Here is a 19,222-nt window from a genome sequence, read left to right on the forward strand (position 1 = left end):
TGGGTTCAGTGCGGGACGACCGGGTGGTCCTGGTCGTGACCGTCCCACAGGTCGCCGCACTCGACGGGCTCCGCGCCCGACGACGCGAGCCACGGGCCGGCGCCGTGCGCGGGGTCGCGGGACAGCGCGGCGACCAGCGCGGCACGGTGCTCCGAGCCGACGACCACCGGGTGTCCCGGTACGCCGCGGTGGACCGCGCGGCGGAGGGCCGTCGGGTGGTCGCCGTCGCCGATCACCCGCCGGACGGCCGTCGCGGGGAGGCCGGGCAGGTCGACGAGGGAGACGCACGCCGTCGCCGGACCGGTGACGGCCGCGAGCCCGACGGCGAGCGACGCGCCCGGCCCCGCTGCCCAGTCGTCCGCGACGACGACGGTGACCCCGTCCACTGCGGGCACGAGGGCCCGCGCCCGGTCGGCTGCGGCGCCGAGGACGACGACGACCCGGTCGCAGCCGCCGAGGAAGAGCGCGTCGACGCCGAGGTGCAGCCACGGGGTGCCGTCCGGCTCGGCGACCAGCGCCTTCGGCCGCCCCATCCGCGTCCCCGCACCCGCGGCGAGCAGCACGCCCACCACGTCGGTCACACGAACGCCGGCACCGACGTCCACGCGGCAGGGGCCTCGGCGACGCCGTCGCGCACGACGGTGCCGGAGATCAGGCCGTAGGGCCGGTCGGCGGCGAAGAACACCTCGCCGGGGTTGTCCAGGCCGAACGGTGCGAGGTCGACCAGGAAGTGGTGCTTGTTCGGCATCGAGAACCGCACCTCGGCGATCTCCGGGAACGCCTCGATCGCCGAGCGGCCCATCGCGAACAGGGTCTGCTGCAGCGCCAGGGAGTGCAGCTCGGCGAACGTCGCGAGCATGCGGTCGAGGACACCGGCGTACACGGCGTCGTAGTCGATGCCCGCCGCCACCGCCTCGGGCGTGTACCGCCAGCGGGCCGTCACCGAGGTCGCGAGGATCCGGTCGTCGGTCTCCGCGAGCGTCGTGTACCCGTCACGCGGGAACCCGTGGAACTCGCTGCCCGTCGACTTCAGGACCGTCAGGTCGGTGACCCCGGCGAGCACGTGCACGTCGTCGCCGTCGACCTGCACCACGGCCGTGCGGGTGCCGCGGCCTGCCCGGACGAACGAGTGGTCGTGCTCCCGGCCGTCGACGACGATCCGCTCCCACGTGTGCTGCTCGGCGGACAGGGTGGAGCCGTCGTACCAGTCGAAGGCGGTGCTGAAGTGCCGGCCGAGTCGCAGCAGGAACTCCTCCGGCGTCCCCACCCCGTGCTCCTTCGCGAAGGCGTAGACGGTGTTCTTCTGCGTGTCCGTCGCGACGACCTTCGCGTTGTCGCCCTCGGTGTACGAGTCGGCGAGCGCCGCGCCGCGCAACTGCGTCGTGACGGTCAGGTCCTCGATCTCGTGCCGGTCGGTGTCGCGCGTCACCCGGACGAGCCGGACCTCGGCCTTGCCGTACTGGTTCGCACCGAGGCGGACGGTCGTGGTGGTGGGGACTGGCTGGACGTCGGTGATCTCCATGGAGGCGACGATGACATCCGCGTGTTTCGGCGGTGGGTCGAACACGTCACGACCTCCGCCAGCGGCCACGGCCCGGTCGTGACGCAGCCGTCGAACGCCCGTAACCACACGGAAACACCCGTTCCATAGCGTTGCCGCCACGACGCACCCGATCGAGGAGGGCCCCGTGGCGCACACATCCGCACCCCGGCGGTCCTCGGCGTGGAACCGCGGGATGATCGCGCACGGACGACGGTCCGACGGCGCCACCGACACCCGTTCCCCCATCCCGATCGGACCCTGCAATGGACCTCGTCTCCGTCCGCACCGTGCGGACACCGTCGCACCGCGACGACCTCTCCTTCGGTCCCGGTGAGCATCCCCTCGCCGGCGGCACCTGGCTGTACTCGGAGGAGCAGCCGGGTCTGACCGGGCTCGTCGACCTCACGGCACTGGGGTGGCGCGACACCGAGCGCAGCGCCGGAGGGCTCCGGATCGCCGCGACGTGCACGATCGCGTCGCTGCTGCGTGTGGCGCCCGAGGACGACTGGCGTGCCTGGCCGCTCGTCGACCGGTGCGCCAACGCGTTGCTGGCATCGTTCAAGGTGTGGAACCAGGCGACGGTCGGCGGCAACGTCGCGGTCGCCCTGCCGGCGGGGGCGATCACCGCGCTGCTCGTGACGCTCGACGCGATCGCGGAGGTCTGGACCCCGGACGGCGGGGAGCGCCGGGTCCCGGTGGCGGACCTGGTCACCGGGCCGCGGACGACCGACCTCGCGCCGGGTGAGGTCATCCGGGCGTTCGACGTGCCACGAGCGGCCCTCGTGGCGCGCACCGGGTTCCGCCGGGTGTCCCTCAGCCCGCACGGCCGGACCGGCGCGCTGGTCACGGCGCGGTGGTCGGCGTCGGGATTCGTCCTCGTCGTGACCGGGGCGACCCCGCGGCCGCTCGTGCTCCGTCACCCAGGGGTCCCGACCGCCGCGGAGGTCGATGCGCGGCTGGCGGCCCACGACGCCTGGTACGACGACCCGCACGGTTCCCCCGACTGGCGGCGCGCGGTGACCCGGCGGTTCGCGGCGGAGCTCGTCGCCGAGGCGCTCGGGACGACGGGCGGTGCGGCATGAGGTTCGAGGTCGACGGCGCGACGGTGGACGCCGAACCGCAGCCCGGTCAGGTCCTCCGCACCCTGCTCCGCGAGCACGGGGTGACGTCCGTGAAGAAGGGCTGCGACGCGGGCGACTGCGGTGCGTGCTCGGTGCTCGTCGACGGTGTGCCGGTCCACTCCTGCATCACGCCGGCGCACCGGATGGCGGGTCGTGCCGTCACCACGGCGGCCGGGCTCGGCACTCCGGAGGACCCGCACCCCGTGCAGCGCGCGTTCGCCGAGGCACCGGGCTTCCAGTGCGGCTTCTGCACCGCCGGGTACGTCGTCACGGCGTCCACGCTCGACGAGGACGCCCTGGCCGACCGGCACCGTGCGTTGAAGGGCAACCTCTGCCGGTGCACCGGGTACCGGGCGATCGAAGACGCCCTGGACGGGGTCGCGAACACGGCCTGCGCGGCGGCCGGTCAGGCGATCGGCACGTCGGTCGCCGCCCCGGCCGCGATGGCGATCGTGACCGGACGCGAGGAGTACACGCTCGACGTGCGGCGGACGGAGGGGCTGCTGCACCTCGCGGTCCTCGGCAGCCCGCACCCGCACGCCCGCATCGTGTCGATCGACACGACGGAGGCCGAAGCCCTCCCGGGTGTGCACGCCGTCCTCACCCACCACGACGACCCCGGCGTGCTGTTCTCCACGGGTCGGCACGAGTCCCGCCTGGACGACCCGGACGACACCCGGGTGCTCGACCGGGTGCTCCGTTTCCGTGGGCAGCGCGTGGCCGCCGTCGTCGCCGACAGCGTCCGGGTCGCCGAGCAGGCCTGCGCCCTCGTGCGGGTGCGCTACGAGGTGCTGCCGAGCGTGCACGACCCGGACGCGGCCCGTGCCGTCGGCGCTCCGCTCCTGCACGCCGACAAGACGACGGAGGAGCACCGGATCGCCGAGCCGGGCCGCAACGTGGTCGCCGCCCTGCACGGCGAGACGGGCGACGTCGACGGGGCCCTGGCGACGGCCGCGGCCACCGTCGAGGGCACCTGGACGACGGGCCGCGTCTCGCACGCCGCGCTCGAGACCCACGCGACCCGCGGGTCCGTCGACCGGGACGGGCGGCTCGTGCTCCGGACCGCGACGCAGGTCCCGTTCCTGGTGCGGGACGAGATCGCGCACGTGTTCGGCCTCGACCCGAGCCGTGTCCGCGTGGTCGCGAAGCGCGTCGGCGGTGGGTTCGGCGGGAAGCAGGAGTTGCTGACCGAGGACCTGGTCACCCTCGCGGTGCTGCGGACCGGTCGCGCGGTGCAGTACGAGTTCAGCCGGCGTGACGAGTTCACGATCGCCCCGACCCGGCACCCGATGCGCGTGCGGGTCCGGCTCGGTGCCGACGCCGCGGGACACCTGACGGCACTGCACGTCGACCAGACCATGGACACCGGCGCGTACGGCAACCACGGGATCGGGGTCATGTTCCACTCCGTCAGCGAGTCCGTCGCCGTCTACCGGTGCCCGTCGAAGCGCGTGGACGCGGAGTCCGTGTACACGAACAACCTGCCGTCCGGGGCGTTCCGCGGGTACGGGCTCGGCCAGGTCGTGTTCGCGATCGAGTCCGCCATGGACGAGCTCGCCCGGGAGCTCGGCATCGACCCGCTCGACCTGCGGCGGCGGAACGTCGTGGTCCCCGGAGACCCCCTCGTGGTCACGGACCCGGACGAGCAGGACGACCTGCGCTGGGAGGGCAGCTACGGACTCGACCAGTGCATCGACCTGGTGGAGGACGCCCTCCGCGCGCCGGTACCCGAGGTCCCACGCATGGACGGGCCGCCGCTGGACGACTCCGGGGACTGGGCGTTCGGCACCGGGGTCGCCCTCGCGGCGATCGCCACGATGCCGCCGCGCGGGCACCACGCGCACGTGTCGGTCGAGGCCACCACTGAGGGCCGGTACCGCATCGGCGTCGGCACGGCCGAGTTCGGCAACGGGACCACGACGGTGCACACGCAGCTCGTCGCCACCGCCCTCGGCACCACCACGGACCGGGTCGACGTGCACCAGTCGGACACCGACGCGGCGCGGCACGACACGGGGGCGTTCGGGTCCGCGGGGGTCGTCGTCGCCGGCAAGGCGCTGTACGCCGCGGCGCAGGCACTGCGGGAGGACATGACCGGGCGCGCCCTCGGGATCGTCGCCGCCCGGACACCTCGGACCGCGTCGGGGCCGCTCGGGCCGGCGGTCTCGGTCGGGCCGGACGGCGTCCGCGTCGGGGAGGAGCTCGTCGGGCACGCCGAGTTGCTCGCCGACGGCCCGCTCGTCGCGCACGGCAGCCACGACGGCACGCCACGGTCGCTCGCGTTCACCGTGCACGGCGCCCGGGTGGCGGTGCACCGGCCGACGGGCGAGGTCCGCGTGCTGCACAGCGTGCAGGCGGTGGACGCCGGCACCGTCCTGAACCCGGAGCAGCTCCGCGGCCAGGTGGAGGGCGGCGCCGCGCAGGCGATCGGCTCGGCGCTGTACGAGGAGGTCGTGCTGGACGAAACCGGTCGGGTGACGACCGACGCGTTCCGGGCGTACCGGGTGCCGAAGATCTCCGACGTGCCCCGCACCGAGGTGCGCTTCGCCGACACGCACGACCCGCTCGGCCCCCTCGGCGCGAAGTCGATGAGCGAGGCGCCGTACAACCCGGTCGCGCCCGCCGTCGCGAACGCGGTGCGCGACGCCGTCGGCGTGCGCCCCCACCGGTTGCCGATGACGCGCGACCGGGTCTGGGCGATGCTCCAGGACGCGACCGACGCCGGGGGTGCGTGATGTTCGAACTGGCACCGCGCCTCCTGGCCGCCCTCGACGCGGGGGACCCCGTGGTCGTCGCGACGGCCGTCGCGATGACGGGCAGCGCGCCGACCGGCGTCGGTTCGTCGATGGCCGTCCTGCCCGGCGGTCAGGTCGTCGGCACGATCTCCGGCGGGTGCGTCGAGGGGGCGCTGTTCGAGACGGCGGAACAGGTCCTCGAGACCGGCGAGGCGGTGCTCGAACGCTTCGGGTTCGACGACGACCCGGACGACGTCGACGCGATGTGGGCACCGGCGCTCCGCTGCGGTGGTCGCGTCGAGATCCTGGTCCGTCGCGTCCGACCCGACGACGCCGACGTCGTGGACGCGCTCCGGCGCGCGGCGTCCGGGGTGCCGACGTCGCTCGGCCTCTCGCTCGACCCGTCGACGCTCGGCGCGGTCGTGCACGTCCCCGACGGCTGCGGCGGCCGGCTCTTCGTGGAGCGCGCCGACGTCCGGCCGCGGTGCATCGTGGTGGGCGCGGTCGAGTTCGCCGTGGCCCTCACGAACGCGGCCGCGGTGCTCGGCTACGCCGTGACGGTCGTCGACCCGCGGCCGGTGTTCCTGACCGACGAGCGCTTCCCGGCCGCCGACGAACGCATCGTGGGCTGGCCGACGCGTGTGGTCGAGGCGTTGCCGGTGGACGCGACCACCGCCGTCGTGGTGCTCTCGCACGACGACCGGTTCGACGCCGCCGTGGTCGACTCGGCGCTCCGACGTGGTGCCGGGTACGTCGGGGCGATGGGCTCCCGCACGACGTACGCACGCCGGATGGCGGAGCTGCGCGCGCTCGGGACACCGGACACCGACCGGCTGCGGTCCCCGATCGGGCTCGACATCGGTGCGACGACGCCGGCCGAGATGGCGGTCGCGATCATGGCCGAGGTGATCGCGGTCCGGACCGGCGCCGGCGGTGGTGCGCTCGTCGACGGTGCCGGTCCCATCCACCGCCGGGCGGTGTCCACGAGCTGAGCCGGCGGCGCACGATCCGGTCAGACGACGGCGGGCGTCCGGGCCAACCGCTCGGCCAGTCGCGCCGCGATCTCCCGCTCGTCCGCCGCGACGAGCTGCCCGTCGCGGACCACCACGCGTCCACCCACGACGACGTGTCGGGGCCGCCGCCCGGGAGCGGCCCAGAGCAGTCCCGCGACGGGGTCGGCGACGCCCGCGTCCGCCACCCCGGAGACGTCCCACACGCACAGGTCGCCCGCGCTCCCGTCGCCGAGGTGCCCGAGCTCCGGGCGACCGAGCCCCGTGGCGGAACCCTCCGTCGCCGTGCCGAGCACCTGCCGCGCCGGCAGCTGCGGCCCGACGAATGCCGACACCTGCATGGCCAGCCGGGCGTCCGCGAGCAGGTGTCCGGCGTCGTTGCTGCCGCCGCCGCTCGTGCCGAGGCCGACCGGGACCCCCGCGGCGGCGAGCCGTGCGACGGGAGCGATGCCCCACCCCATCGGCACGTCGCACCCGGGGGCGTGCGTGGCGGTGACGCCTGCTGCCGCGAGCCGGGCGATCTCGTCGTCGGTGACGTCGCAGAGGTGCGCGATCGTGACGTCCGGTGCGAGCCACCCCCACTCCTCGAGCAGGTCGAGCGGACGACGGCCGTAGCGATCGAGCGCGATCGCGGTGTCGACCTGTTCGTTGGCCTGGGTCCGCCGGCGGAGTCCGTGCCGCGCCGCCACCTCACCGAGCGCCCGGAAGGTCGCCTCGCCGTCGGAGTGCACGCCCGCCGGACCGACGGCGACCTGGAGCCCACCGTCCGGGTCCACGCCGCCGACGGCGTCGTCGTGCAGCAGCCGCGACGCGATCGCGTCCGCCGATGCCGCCGCGCGGTCCGGGTCGTCCCGCGCCGAGCCGCGGACGAAGACGAGTCGCCCGCCGAGCCCGCGGACCGCGTCCACGGTGGCCGCGGCGAGCGCGACGGTGTCGTCCGTGGTCGCCGCGGCGGGCCAGTTCAGGTGGTGGTCGGCGATCGTCGTGACGCCGGACAGGAGGCCCTCCGCGGCTCCGGCGGACGCCGCCAGTGCGTACAGCTCGGGATCGTGCCCCACCCGTCCGTACGCCGCGGCCATGGTCGGGAGCCAGTCCGCCATCGGCACGCCGCGGGTCCCGGGCAGGGTGCGGAACGCGGTCTGGAGGAGGTGGTGGTGCGCGTTGACGAGGCCGGCCGTGACGACGCACCCGGATGCGTCGAGGGTGGTGGCGAGGTGGCTGCCGTCGTCGACGACGACGTCGCCCTCCCGTTCGGTCCGGGGGTCGACGAGGACGCGGAGGGCACCGGTGACGGTCAGCATGGTGGTGTTTCTAGCAGTCCCCTGTTTCCGGCCCGTGACCGGGCGGAAACACCCGGGGAACACGCGGACCGTAGGTTCGCCCCATGACGCAGACCCTGATCCGCGCCGGCTGGGTGCTCACCGCAGCACCCGACGGTGCCGCCACGCCCGCCGCGATCCGCGACGGAGCCGTCCTCCTCGACGGCGACCGGATCGCCGCGGTCGGCACGTACGCCGACCTCGCGGCGGCCCACCCGGACGCGCCGGTGCGCGGCGGTGCGTACGACGTCGTCACGCCCGGCTTCGTGAACACCCACGGCCACTTCAGCGAGGGGCTCATCACCGGGATCGGTTCGCAGTACACGCTGTGGGAGTGGCTCACGGCGTTGATCGGGCGCGTCAACCCGGTGATGACCCGGGACAAGGCCCACGCGGGCACGGTGCTGCAGGGCATCCAGCTGCTCCGGAGCGGGGTGACGACGGCGAACGACATGTTCTGCGCCGACCCGGTGCCGGACGAACCGGCGACGCCCGGTGTGGTGCAGGCGCTCGAGGAACTCGGGCTGCGCGGGGTCGTGTCGTTCGGTTCCGGCGACGTCGACCGCGACTTCGGCGCGACGCCCATCCTGGAGGAGTTCGAGGCCCTGCGCGAGGCCGCTGCCGCCAGCCGGTACAGCACGTTCCGGGTCGGCGTCTCGTCGATCGGGCGGTACACGGACGACACCTGGCAGGAGCACGTCGACTACGCGGTCGCCGGCGGCCACGGCGTGCACGTGCACTTCCACGAGGTGCGCGAGGAGGTCACCGCGGCCCGGCAGCGCACCGGACGGACGGCCATCGGGCACGCCGAGGCGACGGGCATGTTCCAGGTCCCGGTGATCGCCGCACACAGCGTCTGGGTGGACCGCGAGGACCGGGAACGGTACGCGGCCAACGGCGTCGGCGTGGCCCACAACCCGGTCGCGAACGGGATCCTCGCCAGCGGCATCGCCCCGATCGCGGAACTCCGTGCGCTGGGGGTCCCGGTGGGCATCGGGGTCGACGGCCCGGCGTCGAACGACTCCCAGGACTTCCTGCAGGCGATGAAGACCGCCGCGCTGCTCGCCCGGGTGCGGGACCTGCAGGCCACCGCGATGAGCGCCCGCGAGGCCTTCGAGATGGGCACGATCGGCGGTGCCCGTGCCCTGCGCATGGAGGACGAGATCGGCTCGCTGGAGCCGGGCAAGCGCGCGGACCTGGTCGTCCTCGACGGCGACTCCCCGACCCTCGCCAACGTCCACGACCCCTACCAGGCGGTGGTCTTCGTCGCCGGCAGTCGCGAGGTCCGCGACGTCTGGGTGGACGGGGAGCTGAGCGTCGCGGACGGCGACGTCACCCGGGTGGACGTGCGTGAGGCGGTCGAACGGGCGCGTCCGCTCGCTCGGCAGCTCGTGGCCGAAGCGGGGCTGGAGCGCCTGTCCGCGCTCACCGGCGGCACACTCGACGGCACGGAGCGTCCGTAGTCCGTCCGGTCAGAGTTCCAGCACCAGTCGCGGGCAGCCGCGCCGGGCGCGGGACACGCAGACCATCATGGTGCGGTCGTCGGCCTGCTCCTCCGGGCTGAGCACGGTGTCCCGGTGCTCGACCGCGCCCTCGAGCACGGGGGTCTCGCAGGTGCCGCACGTGCCCTCCCGGCAGGACGAGAGCACGAAGGCACCGGCGTCCTCCGCGACCTCGAGCAGGGTCCGGTCGGCGGGGACCGTCACGGTGACGCCGGTGACCGTGAGCTCGACCTCGAAGGCCTCGCCGGGGGCGTCGACGTCCGCGGCGGGCTCGAAGCGCTCGACGCGGACGCTGCCCGCCGGCCAGTGCGCGGCAGCGGCCTCGACCGCGTCCATGAGCCCGCGCGGCCCGCAGCAGTACACGACCGCGTCGCGCGGTGCGGCGAGGAGCGCGTCGACGTCGAGCCGGACGCCCTCGTCGGCCGCGGCCACGACGACCCGGTCGGGGTGCGCGGCGACGAGCTCGTGCACGAACGCCATGCGGTCGCGGGACCGCCCCGCGTAGTGGAGCTCCCACGGGGTTCCGGCGCGTTCGGCGGCGGCGATCATCGACCGGATCGGCGTGATCCCGATGCCCCCGGCGACGAAGACCGCGGGGCGTGCCGGGTCGTGGCCGAAGTGGTTCCGCGGTCCGGCCACCGTGACCTCGTCGCCGACCGCCAGGCCCTCGTGCACGGCGACCGATCCGCCGCGGCCGTCCGGCTCGCGGAGCACGGCGATGCGCCAGTGCCCGTCGACCGTCGTCGTGACGAGCGAGTACTGCCGCTCGGTCCCGGGGGAGACCTCGAGGTCGACGTGCGCTCCGGGTTCCCAGTCCGGCAACGCCGGACCGTCGACCGGGGCCAGGTCGAGGGCGACGACGTCCGTGGCGACCTCGTGGCGGGCGGCGACGCGCACCCGCCGCCGCTCCGGCACGGCGCTCACGCGATCGCTCCGGCGCGCGGGGTCTCCTTGACCACGATCATGTGGAAGCGGGTGCCGTCCGCGCTGCACCACCGGTGGCCGGTGCCGCCGCGGTAGTACGCCGAGTCGCCGGGTCCGAGGTCGAGTGGCTCCTGTCCGCGGAGGTCGAGGTGCACGCGGCCGGCGAGCACGGTGAGGAACTCGTCCTCGTGGTGCTCGAAGTACTCGCCGAGGTCCGTGTTGTCGCCGACCCACTCCAGCGGCTCGAACGCGTGCGGGCCCGCGTGCACGAGCAGCCGGGCCTCGCCGCTCGAGAACGGTCCGCGGGCGCCCTCGCCGGCACGGATCACCTCGGGCAGGCGGACGTCGTGCCCCGGTCGCTCGGGGGCACCGGCGGCGAGCAGTTCGACCTGGGTCGCCCCGAGCGCCGTGGCGATCTTCTCGAGGGACACCATGCTGGCGCGGGAATGCCCGCGCTCGACCTGGCTGAGGAACGGGTGCGACAGACCGGTCAGCTCGGCGACCTGGACGAGCGTCAGTCGTGCGGCGCGTCGGCGGGCACGGATGTGCGCACCGATCCGCTGGGTCTGATCGTCGACGACGCGCTCGGTCTCGGTGGTGGTGCCGGTGCTCACGCGGACTCCTCTCGTCCTCGGTTGGGCCATCCCGACCGGTCGGACGGAACGCTCGTTCCCGCTCCCGGTGACGTCGGGTCGGGCGTCACACACGGCAACCGCCTCGAAACGAGAGGGAAACACCGCAGCCCTAGCATCGGAGATGTTGATGCGATCAACATTCTCACACATGATCGAGAGGCTCCGGATGGACTCGTCAGTGCCCCGCCCGATCGCCCTCCTGCGCTCCGCGCTGCTGCCGGACGGCCGCTCGGTCGACGTCGCGATCGACGGCGCGACCGTCTCGACCGTGGCACCGGCCGGCACCCTCGCGGCACCGGCGGAGGAGACGATCGACCTCGGCGGCCGGCTGCTCCTGACCGCACCGGCAGAACCGCACGCCCACCTCGACAAGGCCCTCAGCGCCGACGCCATCCGGCCGCCGCTCGGGGACCTCGGCGCCGCGATCGCCTCGTGGACCGCGCACGCGACGACCATGACCGTCGAGGACATCGCCGACCGTGCCCGGACCGCCGCCCTCACGCTGCTCGCCGCCGGCACCACGGCCGTCCGGAGCCACGTCGACGTGCTCAGCGGCCGGCACAGCGCGGCCGACCGGCCCGCCACCACGGAGCAGGCCCTGCGCGGCGCCCGTGCCCTCGTGCAGGTCCGCGACGAACTCGCCAGCCTGATGGACATCGAGCTCGTCGCCCTCGCCGGCCCGCTCGCCCCCGACGAGCACGTCGAGGCGGTGCTCGACCTCGGCGTGGACCTGGTCGGCGGCGCACCGCACCTCGCCGAGGACCCCCTCGCCGACGTCGACCGACTCCTCGCCATCGCCCGCCGACGGGGCATCGGGGTCGACCTGCACGCCGACGAGAGCCTCGACGGTCCGGTGACCCTCGACCACTACGCCCGGGCGTCCCGCTCGCTGCGGCGGGACCGGCAGTACTCCGCCGGGCACTGCGTCCGGCTCGGCACCCTGGGGCCGGAGCGACTCGCCGAGGTCGTCGCCGACGTGGCCGCAGCCGACCTCGGGGTGATCACGCTCCCGATCACGAACCTGTACCTGCAGGGCTGGCAGCACCCGGTCGCCACGCCGCGGGGACTGACCGCCATCCACGCGCTCCTCGACGCCGGCGTCCGCGTCGCCGCCGGCGCGGACAACGTCCGCGACCCCTTCAACCCGGTCGGCCGGAGCGATGCCTTCGAGACCGCATCGCTGCTCGTCTCCGCCGGCCACGTCACGCCCGACCAGGCGTACGCGATGGTGAGCGACACCGCCCGGAGCGTGATGGGCCTCCCGGCCGCCGGTCCCGTCCCCGGGCGGCGCGCCGACCTGCTCGCCGTGGCCGCGACGAGCGTCACCGACGCCGTCGCGAACGCCCCCGCCGACCGCATCGTCCTGTCCCGCGGGCGACTCGTCGCCCGCACCGAGGTGCGACGGATCGTCGCCGCACCGGCCGCGGCCGCCGTCCCCGCCTGACCCCACCGCCCGCCCGCACCGAGAACCCGAGGTGATCGTGACCACCACCGCCCCGCCACCCGTCGCCACGACGGACACGCTGCTCGACTTCCGCAACGTCGAGATGACCTTCCCGAACGGCACCATCGCCCTGCAGGGCGTCGACCTCACCGTGGACCGTGGTCAGTTCGTCTCGGTCGTCGGCCCGTCCGGCTGCGGCAAGTCCACGCTGCTCCGCATCGCCTCCGGCCTCGAGACCGCGTCGGACGGGTCGGCCGGTGTCGCGGCCGACCGCATCGGCTACGTCTTCCAGGACGCCACGCTCCTGCCCTGGCGCACCGTGCAGGGCAACGTCGAACTGCTCGCCGAGCTCGGACACGTGTCGAAGGCCGAGCGGGCCGCCAAGGCCGCCCACGCCATCGACCTCGTCGGCCTGAACGGCTTCGAGACGAACCTGCCGAAGCAGCTGTCCGGCGGCATGCGGATGCGGGTCTCGCTCGCCCGATCGCTCACCCTCGACCCGGAGCTCTTCCTGTTCGACGAGCCGTTCGGCGCCCTCGACGAGATCACCCGCGAACGCCTCAACGACGAGCTGCTCCGGCTGTTCGTCGAACAGCAGTTCGCCGGACTCTTCATCACGCACTCCGTGTCCGAGGCCGTGTACCTCTCCACCGAGGTGATCGTGATGTCCGGACGCCCCGGCAGCATCGTCGGCCGGTTCGACGTGCCGTTCCCGATGCCCCGCGACCCCGACATCCGCTTCACACCCGAGTTCGCCGAACTGGTCGGCGAGGTCTCGCACGCGCTCCGGGAAGGACACCGCTGATGGTCACCCTGCAGGAGGCCGCCGAGACCCGCGCGGTCCGGGCCGCCGCCCGTCGTGCCGCTCCTCGGGCTCGCCGCGGCATCGCCTGGTGGCAGCCCGTCGTCGTCCTCGCCGTGCTCGTCGGCATCTGGTACGCGGCAGCCGCGTACTACGACCACGTCCGCGGCCTGGCCTTCCTCGTGCCGTACCCGCACCTCGTGGCGAAGGCGATCGTCGCGCCGACCCTGCCGGACGGGTCGCCGTCCACGTTCGGCTCCGACCTCTGGTCCGCCCTCGGACGCACCACCGTCGTCTCGCTCACCGGCCTCGGCTTCGCGATCGTGATCGGCGTCGTCTGGGCGATGGCGATGGCGCAGGCGAAGTGGCTCGAGAACTCGCTCTACCCGTACGCCGTGGTGCTGCAGTGCGTCCCGATCCTCGCCCTCGTGCCGCTCATCGGCGCCCTGTTCGGCTACGAGTTCGTCAGCCGCGTGATCGTCACCGTGATGATCGCGCTGTTCCCGATGGTGTCGAACACGCTGTTCGGGCTGCAGTCCGCCGACCGCGCGCAGCGTGAGCTGTTCCAGCTGCAGCGCGCCGGCCGGTTCGCCCAGCTCGTCAAGCTGCAGTTCCCCGCCGCGCTGCCGTCGATCTTCGTCGGCCTGCGCACCTCCGCCGGGCTGAGCGTCATCGGGGCGATCGTCGGCGACCAGTTCTTCCAGCGCGGCAACCCCGGTCTCGGCGTCCTCATCCAGGTGACCGCATCGCGCCTGATGGGCCCCGAGCTGTACGCGACCATCCTGATCGCCTCGCTCTACGGCGTCGCCGTCTTCCTCGTGTTCGGCCTGGTCGGCCGGCTGGCCGTCGGCCGCTGGCACGACTTCAGCTGACCCGCCCCGACGAACCACACCACCCCTTCCCACCGAAGCACCACGAGACCCGCACCACGAACGGAGCCTCCATGCGCACCACCTCCCGCCTCGGCGTCGCCACCGCTGCCCTCGCCGCCACCGCCATCGCCCTCACCGGCTGTGCGGCGGGGTCGTCCGGCAGCACCGGGACGACCGCCGCGACCTCGTCGACCGCCTCCGGGCCGAAGGTCGACCTCTCCGGCACGTGCCCCGCGACCGTCGTCGTCCAGACCGACTGGAACCCCGAGGGCGAGCACGGCCACCTCTACCAGATGCTCGGCCCGGACCCGGTGATCGACTCCTCCGGCAAGACCGTCACCGGCGACCTCTACGCCAACGGCAAGAGCACCGGCGTCAAGCTCGAGATCCGTGCCGGCGGCCCGGCGATCGGGTACACCAAGGTCGCGTCGCAGATGTACCAGGACAAGGACATCACCCTCGGGTACATGTCCACGGACGAGCAGGTGCAGTTCTCCGGCAAGCTGCCCACCACGGCGGTGTTCGCCGAGAACGACCAGTCCCCGATGTCGATCATGTGGGACCCGAAGACGTACCCGGAGGTCGACAGCATCAAGAGTCTCGGCACGGCCCTCGAGAAGGACGGCGGCGTCGTCCGCTACTTCAGCGGTGCCGCGTACATGACCTACCTCGAGCAGTCCGGCATCCTGCCGAAGAAGGTCCTCGACGGCAGCTACGACGGCACCCCGTCGAAGTTCGTGTCCGCGGGCGGCAAGGACGCGCAGCAGGGCTTCGCGACCGCCGAGCCGTACATCTACCAGAACCAGGTCGCGGCCTGGGGCAAGAAGGTCGACTACGCGCTCGTCTCGAGCACGGGATGGAACCCCTACCCCGAGGCGATGTCGGTCCGCACCGGTGACCTGGAGAAGCTCGAGCCGTGCCTGCAGAAGCTCGTGCCGGTCATGCAGCAGGCCGACGTGGACTACCTCAAGTCCCCGGGGGCCACGAACGACCTCATCACGAAGCTCGTGCAGCAGTACAACAACGGCTGGACGTACGACTCGAAGGTCGGCGCGTTCGCCGCGGCCCAGATGGTGGAGCTCGGCCTCGCGAAGGACACCGACGGCTACATCGGGTCGATGGACGAGCAGCGCATGGAGGACTTCATCGCGAAGGCGACGCCCGTCTTCGCCGACACCGGTGACGTCAAGAGCGGCCTGAAGCCCTCCGACCTGTACACGAACGAGTTCCTCGACAAGTCCATCGGTCTGGGTTCCTGACACCGGTCGGCTCCCGTCGAACGGGAGCCGGCCAACAAGCGGACGGGAGGCGCGGTGCCACGCCGCCCCGCGCCTCTCCCCACCGGCACGGCCGGTCCGCCGCTGGCGCGTCGCACCGGAACCGGCGGCGTGGGCCCAGTCCGTCGTCCCCGCACCACCCACCCACCAGGAGTGAGCATGACCACCGTCACCCCCACCTCCGTCGAGGCGCTGCGCGCCGAGCTCGTCGCACTGCTCGGCGAGCGCGGCGTGAGCGCCGACGAGCGCACGCGGGCCCGCGCCTCCGTCGACGAGGCCACCATGAGTCCCATCCTCAGCGAGCAGCTGCCCCTCGGCCTCGCCGACCTCGTCGCGTCGCCGGCCAGCGCCGACGACATCGCCGCCACCCTGCAGGCCGCGGTCCGGCACGGCGTCCCCGTCACCACCCGCGGGAAGGGCACCGGCAACTACGGCCAGGGCATCCCACTGCACGGCGGCCTGGTCCTCGACACGTCGCGGGCACGCGCCGTCGTCGAGGTCGGCGACGGCTGGATCACCGCCGAGGCCGGCGCGTCCATGGTCGCCCTGGAGCAGGCGGCCGCCGCCACGGGCCAGCAGCTCTGGATGTACCCGTCCACCGCGCAGTCGACCATCGGCGGCTTCCTGTCCGGCGGTTCCGGCGGCACCGGGTCGATCGCGCACGGGTCGAACTGGCAGGGCTTCGTCACGGCGCTCGACGTCGCGCTCCCCGGCGCCGACGAACTGCTGCACGTCGAGGGCGACGAGGCGCAGCCGTTCGTGCACACCTACGGCACCGCGGGCGTCATCGCCCGCGCCACCGTCCGGCTCGAGCCGCTGCAGGAGTGGCGTGCCGTCTACGCGGCGTTCCCCACCTTCGAGGACGCGCTCGTCGCCGTCCGCACGCTGCGCGGACTCGACCCGGTGCCGCGGCTCGTGAGCGCCGACCGCGCCGAGATCGCCGCGACGCTGCCGTCCGACCTGGCCGTCCCCGACGACCGTGCGAGCCTGCGAGCGATCATCGACGACGTCGTGCTCGACGAGGCCAGGGCGCGCATCGAAGCCGCCGGCGGTGCGGTGCTGGACGTCCGCGAGGGGCTGCAGCAGACCACGAAGGTGTCGATGCTGTCGTACAACCACCCGATCTGGTGGCTGAAGCGGAACACGAGCGACACCGAGTACTTCCACGTCGAGGTCGGCGGTGAGGCGCTCATCGACCGGATCGCCGAGGTCGAGGCCGTCTACCCCGGCGGCATGCTCCACATCGAGGCCGCGCACGTCGGACCGATCGGGATGCTCACCGCGCCGTACACCGGTGCCGAGGACGTCTACGCCGGCTACCCGGTGCTCCGCGAACTCGGCGTCCGGGTGCACAGCCCGCACCAGTACTACGTCGACCACGGCGTCGAGGAGCTCGTGGCGCTGAAGCAGCGCACCGATCCCGCGGGCCTGCTCAACCCCGGGCACGTCATCGACCCGTCGCTCGTGGTCAGCGGTGGCTCCACCGCGTCCGCGCAGCCCGTCGTCCCGGGGTTCGGCAAGTGAGCGCCGGGGTCGGCACGGTCCGCTCGCGTCGGCTCGCGGAACTGTCCGGTCCGGCCGTCGCTGCGGGCTTCGGGCCGGACACGATCGTCGTGCAGCCCACCGGAGCCGTCGAGCACCACGGCCCGCACCTGCCGCTCCTGACCGACCACCTGCTCGCCGAGCACATCGGCGGGGCGGCGGTCGAGCAGGCCGCCGCCGAGGGGCTGGACGTCTGGCAGCTCCCGACGCTGTCGTTCACGAAGTCCGACGAGCACAGCTGGGCGCCCGGCACGGTGTGGCTCGACAGCGACACGATGTTCGACACGGCCGTGCAGATCGGCCGCGCGGTCGCCCTCACCGGTGCCGGCACCCTGGTGTTCGCCAACGGGCACGGCGGCAACGTCGCCCTGCTGCAGGTCGCCCTGCGTGAGATCCGGAAGCGCTACGGGTTGAAGACCTTCCTCATGCCGACCCTTGCCCGTGTCCCCGGACCGGACGGCGAGGACGCGGACGAGCTCGGGCTGGGGATCCACGGCGGCGCGGCGGAGACGTCGATGATCCTGCACCTGCGCCCCGACCTGGTCGACATGTCGCTCGCGGAACGCTGGGTGCCGGAGCACATCGCCGGCTTCGAGAAGATCGCGTTCAACGGCGGACCGGTGTCGTTCGGGTGGTTGTCCGACGACTTCGGGACTCCCGGGGTCGTCGGCGATGCCAGCCGGGCGACGGCGTCGTACGGTGCCGTCCTGTGGGAGCACTCCGTCGCCGAGGCCGTGACATCGCTGCACGAGATCGCACGGTTCGACCCGGCGGTGAGCCGTCCGGCGGTGGCCCGCCCCGCCGACGCTGCGGTCTCGTGACCGTGCCGCGCGAGGCGGGCGTGTCCGACCCGGGCACGCCCGCCCCGGCGTCCGCCGCCGTCGACGATGCGCCCGTGCCGACGGACCCGTTGGCCCTCGCGGCGTCGTGGCTCCCCGCCGCGGCCGACGCCCCGGGTCCGACCATGACCCTCTCCACCGTCGGGCTCGACGGCTACCCCGACGCCCGGACGGTCCTGCTCTCCCTGTTCGACGGGGAGCGCCTGCACTTCCACACCGACTCGCGCAGCCGGAAGGCCGCCGAACTCGCGGCGGTACCCCGTGCCGCGGTGACCCTGCACTGGCCGGAGGCCGCCCGACAGCTCGTCGTGGTCGGCGACGTGGCGCCCGTCTCCGACCAGGAGGCGCGTTCGGCCTACGCGGCCAGGACGCCGTACCTGCAGGCCCTGGCGTGGGTCAACGACCACGCCTCCGCTGCGGACACGCCGGCCCGGCGCCGGGAGGCCTGGGCGGCGTTCGGTCGCGAACGGGCCGGTACGGACCTCGGGCCGCCGAGCACGTGGGCGGGGTTCGCCCTCACACCGGTGCGGATGGTGTTCTGGCGCGGGGCGACGGACGCGGCGAGCAACCGGCTCGCCTACCACCGGCGCGCAGGCGGGTCGTGGTCGTGGGAGTCCTGGCCGGGGTGACCGCGCGCCGGGGCGGCTCGGTCCGGAGCAGACGCGCGGGAGGCGCGGCGCGGGTCCGACCCGCACCGCGCCTCCGATGCTGCCCGCGCACTCCGTCCGCGTCAGCGGACCGCGACCACCAGCGGCTGCGGGTCCACCGGGTCCGGCGGCACCGGCAGGGAGCCACGGATCTGGTTCTGCGCCTGGCACTGGCTCGTGCAGTTGGTGGCACCCTGCGACAGCTCGACGGCGTCCTCGCCGAGCACGCCTCCGAGCCGACCACCGGGCTGGACGGTCCACGTGGTGGTCGTCGCGGTCTGCGACGTCTTCGTGGCGACCTGCGGGCTGTCCTTGCCGAGGAGCATCTGGTGCGAACCACTGCCGGACGCCACGGCCGCCACGCCGTCGCCGAAGTTGATCTTGCCCGTGTACGGGTTCGTGAAGTAGAAGAGTCCCGCACCGAGCGTGTGCGTGAACGTCACCGGGCCGGCGAACTCGGTCTCCATCTGGAAGACGCCGCCCTGGGCGCCGTCCTTCGCCTGGACCTTGAGCTTGCCGGCGCCGGTGGCGAAGATCGCCACGAGGGTGTCGTCCTTGACCTCGAGCGAGGACAGCTTCGTGCTGGCGAGCTGCGCGGCGGTGAGCGAGGGGACCTTCGACGCGAACACGACGGTGGGCTTCGTCACCATCCGCTGCGTGTCGGGCGCGCCAGTGAGCGTGTAGTCGTACACGCCGAGGTCGGCGATGCGGATGTCGAACCCGTTGTGCTTGCCGCGGACCGCGATGGTGCCCGAGACGGCGACGTCCTTGAGCTTGAAGTCCTTGCCCACTGCGGGGTTCGTCGTGGTCCCGTTCACCGTGACGGCGTAGTCGCCACCGGTCGAGGTCTTGCCGGACGCGTTCGCGGGGGAGACCCCGACGAGGGCGGCTGCGGCCACGGCGCCGAGGGAGACCGCGGCGGCGATGCCGGTGAGTCGGCGGCGGGAACGCCGGGTGGTGGTGGATGCCGTGTGCATGGATGCCTCCTGGGGAGGGGCCGGGGTGGCCCG

Annotated in this window: 17 protein-coding genes; 11 read left to right on the plus strand and 6 right to left on the minus strand. The window is 73.6% G+C overall.

The genetic code is table 11. From position 1 onward, the window contains the following. Positions 1-5 precede the first annotated feature (5 nt). Positions 6-581, minus strand: coding sequence for an NTP transferase domain-containing protein (locus tag ACGH48_RS04190; RefSeq protein ID WP_396290300.1), 576 nt, complete (start codon positions 579-581; stop codon positions 6-8). Then, positions 578-1,522 (minus strand): factor-independent urate hydroxylase, encoded by a 945-nt coding sequence (gene pucL, locus ACGH48_RS04195; protein ID WP_111084926.1) that lies wholly within the window; start codon positions 1,520-1,522, stop codon positions 578-580. The genes ACGH48_RS04190 and pucL overlap by 4 nt, the downstream gene beginning before the upstream one ends. A gap of 284 nt (positions 1,523-1,806) precedes the next feature. Here pucL and ACGH48_RS04200 point away from each other — a divergent pair, with 284 nt between their 5' ends. From ACGH48_RS04200 to ACGH48_RS04210, 3 genes are read left to right on the plus strand one after another with little or no spacing between them, the layout of a single operon-like run. Continuing rightward, complete coding sequence (locus ACGH48_RS04200; RefSeq protein ID WP_396290301.1) at positions 1,807-2,625, plus strand: FAD binding domain-containing protein; 819 nt, start codon at positions 1,807-1,809, stop codon at positions 2,623-2,625. Continuing rightward, a complete protein-coding gene (locus ACGH48_RS04205) occupies positions 2,622-5,399 on the plus strand; it encodes a molybdopterin-dependent oxidoreductase (RefSeq protein WP_396290302.1) in 2,778 nt (925 codons plus the stop codon). Before ACGH48_RS04200 ends, ACGH48_RS04205 begins: the two co-directional genes overlap by 4 nt. Then, entirely contained in the window at positions 5,399-6,391 is a 993-nt protein-coding gene (locus ACGH48_RS04210; RefSeq protein ID WP_396290303.1) for an XdhC family protein, read from the plus strand. Before ACGH48_RS04205 ends, ACGH48_RS04210 begins: the two co-directional genes overlap by 1 nt. 20 nt (positions 6,392-6,411) lie before the next feature. Here ACGH48_RS04210 and ACGH48_RS04215 read toward each other — a convergent pair whose 3' ends face one another. Next, complete coding sequence (locus ACGH48_RS04215) at positions 6,412-7,710, minus strand: amidohydrolase family protein (protein ID WP_396290304.1); 1,299 nt, start codon at positions 7,708-7,710, stop codon at positions 6,412-6,414. 83 nt (positions 7,711-7,793) lie between these two features. Between ACGH48_RS04215 and ACGH48_RS04220 the strand changes: the two genes are divergently transcribed. Further along, positions 7,794-9,191, plus strand: coding sequence for an amidohydrolase family protein (locus ACGH48_RS04220; protein ID WP_123313195.1), 1,398 nt, complete (start codon positions 7,794-7,796; stop codon positions 9,189-9,191). Positions 9,192-9,200: 9 nt separating this feature from the next. Here the strand turns inward: ACGH48_RS04220 and ACGH48_RS04225 are convergent, their stop codons facing one another. Continuing rightward, positions 9,201-10,154: a PDR/VanB family oxidoreductase gene (locus ACGH48_RS04225; RefSeq protein WP_396290306.1), complete on the minus strand. Its 954-nt coding sequence runs from the start codon at positions 10,152-10,154 to the stop codon at positions 9,201-9,203. Beyond that, positions 10,151-10,768, minus strand: coding sequence for a helix-turn-helix domain-containing protein (locus ACGH48_RS04230; RefSeq protein ID WP_396290307.1), 618 nt, complete (start codon positions 10,766-10,768; stop codon positions 10,151-10,153). The genes ACGH48_RS04225 and ACGH48_RS04230 overlap by 4 nt, the downstream gene beginning before the upstream one ends. Before the next feature lie 169 nt (positions 10,769-10,937). Here ACGH48_RS04230 and ACGH48_RS04235 point away from each other — a divergent pair, with 169 nt between their 5' ends. From ACGH48_RS04235 to ACGH48_RS04265, 7 genes are all read left to right on the plus strand, one after another. Next, the gene (locus ACGH48_RS04235) at positions 10,938-12,233 is read left to right on the plus strand and encodes an amidohydrolase family protein (RefSeq protein ID WP_396290308.1); all 1,296 of its coding nucleotides are present in this window, start codon (positions 10,938-10,940) and stop codon (positions 12,231-12,233) included. 37 nt (positions 12,234-12,270) lie between these two features. Further along, positions 12,271-13,038 (plus strand): ABC transporter ATP-binding protein, encoded by a 768-nt coding sequence (locus tag ACGH48_RS04240; RefSeq protein ID WP_255257476.1) that lies wholly within the window; start codon positions 12,271-12,273, stop codon positions 13,036-13,038. Then, positions 13,038-13,907, plus strand: coding sequence for an ABC transporter permease (locus ACGH48_RS04245; protein ID WP_396290309.1), 870 nt, complete (start codon positions 13,038-13,040; stop codon positions 13,905-13,907). The genes ACGH48_RS04240 and ACGH48_RS04245 overlap by 1 nt, the downstream gene beginning before the upstream one ends. Before the next feature lie 71 nt (positions 13,908-13,978). After that, positions 13,979-15,166 (plus strand): ABC transporter substrate-binding protein, encoded by a 1,188-nt coding sequence (locus ACGH48_RS04250; RefSeq protein ID WP_396290310.1) that lies wholly within the window; start codon positions 13,979-13,981, stop codon positions 15,164-15,166. A gap of 177 nt (positions 15,167-15,343) precedes the next feature. Beyond that, the gene (locus ACGH48_RS04255) at positions 15,344-16,708 is read left to right on the plus strand and encodes an FAD-binding oxidoreductase (RefSeq protein ID WP_123313200.1); all 1,365 of its coding nucleotides are present in this window, start codon (positions 15,344-15,346) and stop codon (positions 16,706-16,708) included. Further along, a complete protein-coding gene (locus tag ACGH48_RS04260) occupies positions 16,705-17,547 on the plus strand; it encodes a creatininase family protein (protein ID WP_123313201.1) in 843 nt (280 codons plus the stop codon). Before ACGH48_RS04255 ends, ACGH48_RS04260 begins: the two co-directional genes overlap by 4 nt. Further along, positions 17,544-18,194 (plus strand): pyridoxal 5'-phosphate synthase, encoded by a 651-nt coding sequence (locus ACGH48_RS04265; RefSeq protein ID WP_396290311.1) that lies wholly within the window; start codon positions 17,544-17,546, stop codon positions 18,192-18,194. Before ACGH48_RS04260 ends, ACGH48_RS04265 begins: the two co-directional genes overlap by 4 nt. A gap of 101 nt (positions 18,195-18,295) precedes the next feature. On the opposite strand, the gene ACGH48_RS04270 is transcribed toward ACGH48_RS04265, so the two are convergent. Next, positions 18,296-19,189: a hypothetical protein gene (locus ACGH48_RS04270; RefSeq protein ID WP_396290312.1), complete on the minus strand. Its 894-nt coding sequence runs from the start codon at positions 19,187-19,189 to the stop codon at positions 18,296-18,298. Positions 19,190-19,222 lie beyond the last annotated feature (33 nt).

The organism is Curtobacterium pomorum (genome assembly GCF_044497295.1).
Lineage (GTDB): Bacteria > Actinomycetota > Actinomycetes > Actinomycetales > Microbacteriaceae > Curtobacterium.

Coding starts and splice junctions, on each gene's coding strand:
- ACGH48_RS04205 (WP_396290302.1), top strand. CDS start 2,622: ATGAGGTTCGAGGTCGACGGCGCGACGGTGGACGCCGAACCGCAGCCC.
- ACGH48_RS04245 (WP_396290309.1), top strand. CDS start 13,038: ATGGTCACCCTGCAGGAGGCCGCCGAGACCCGCGCGGTCCGGGCCGCC.
- ACGH48_RS04270 (WP_396290312.1), bottom strand. CDS start 19,189: ATGCACACGGCATCCACCACCACCCGGCGTTCCCGCCGCCGACTCACC.
- ACGH48_RS04210 (WP_396290303.1), top strand. CDS start 5,399: ATGTTCGAACTGGCACCGCGCCTCCTGGCCGCCCTCGACGCGGGGGAC.
- ACGH48_RS04250 (WP_396290310.1), top strand. CDS start 13,979: ATGCGCACCACCTCCCGCCTCGGCGTCGCCACCGCTGCCCTCGCCGCC.
- ACGH48_RS04215 (WP_396290304.1), bottom strand. CDS start 7,710: ATGCTGACCGTCACCGGTGCCCTCCGCGTCCTCGTCGACCCCCGGACC.
- ACGH48_RS04220 (WP_123313195.1), top strand. CDS start 7,794: ATGACGCAGACCCTGATCCGCGCCGGCTGGGTGCTCACCGCAGCACCC.
- ACGH48_RS04200 (WP_396290301.1), top strand. CDS start 1,807: ATGGACCTCGTCTCCGTCCGCACCGTGCGGACACCGTCGCACCGCGAC.
- ACGH48_RS04255 (WP_123313200.1), top strand. CDS start 15,344: ATGACCACCGTCACCCCCACCTCCGTCGAGGCGCTGCGCGCCGAGCTC.
- pucL (WP_111084926.1), bottom strand. CDS start 1,522: ATGGAGATCACCGACGTCCAGCCAGTCCCCACCACCACGACCGTCCGC.
- ACGH48_RS04235 (WP_396290308.1), top strand. CDS start 10,938: ATGATCGAGAGGCTCCGGATGGACTCGTCAGTGCCCCGCCCGATCGCC.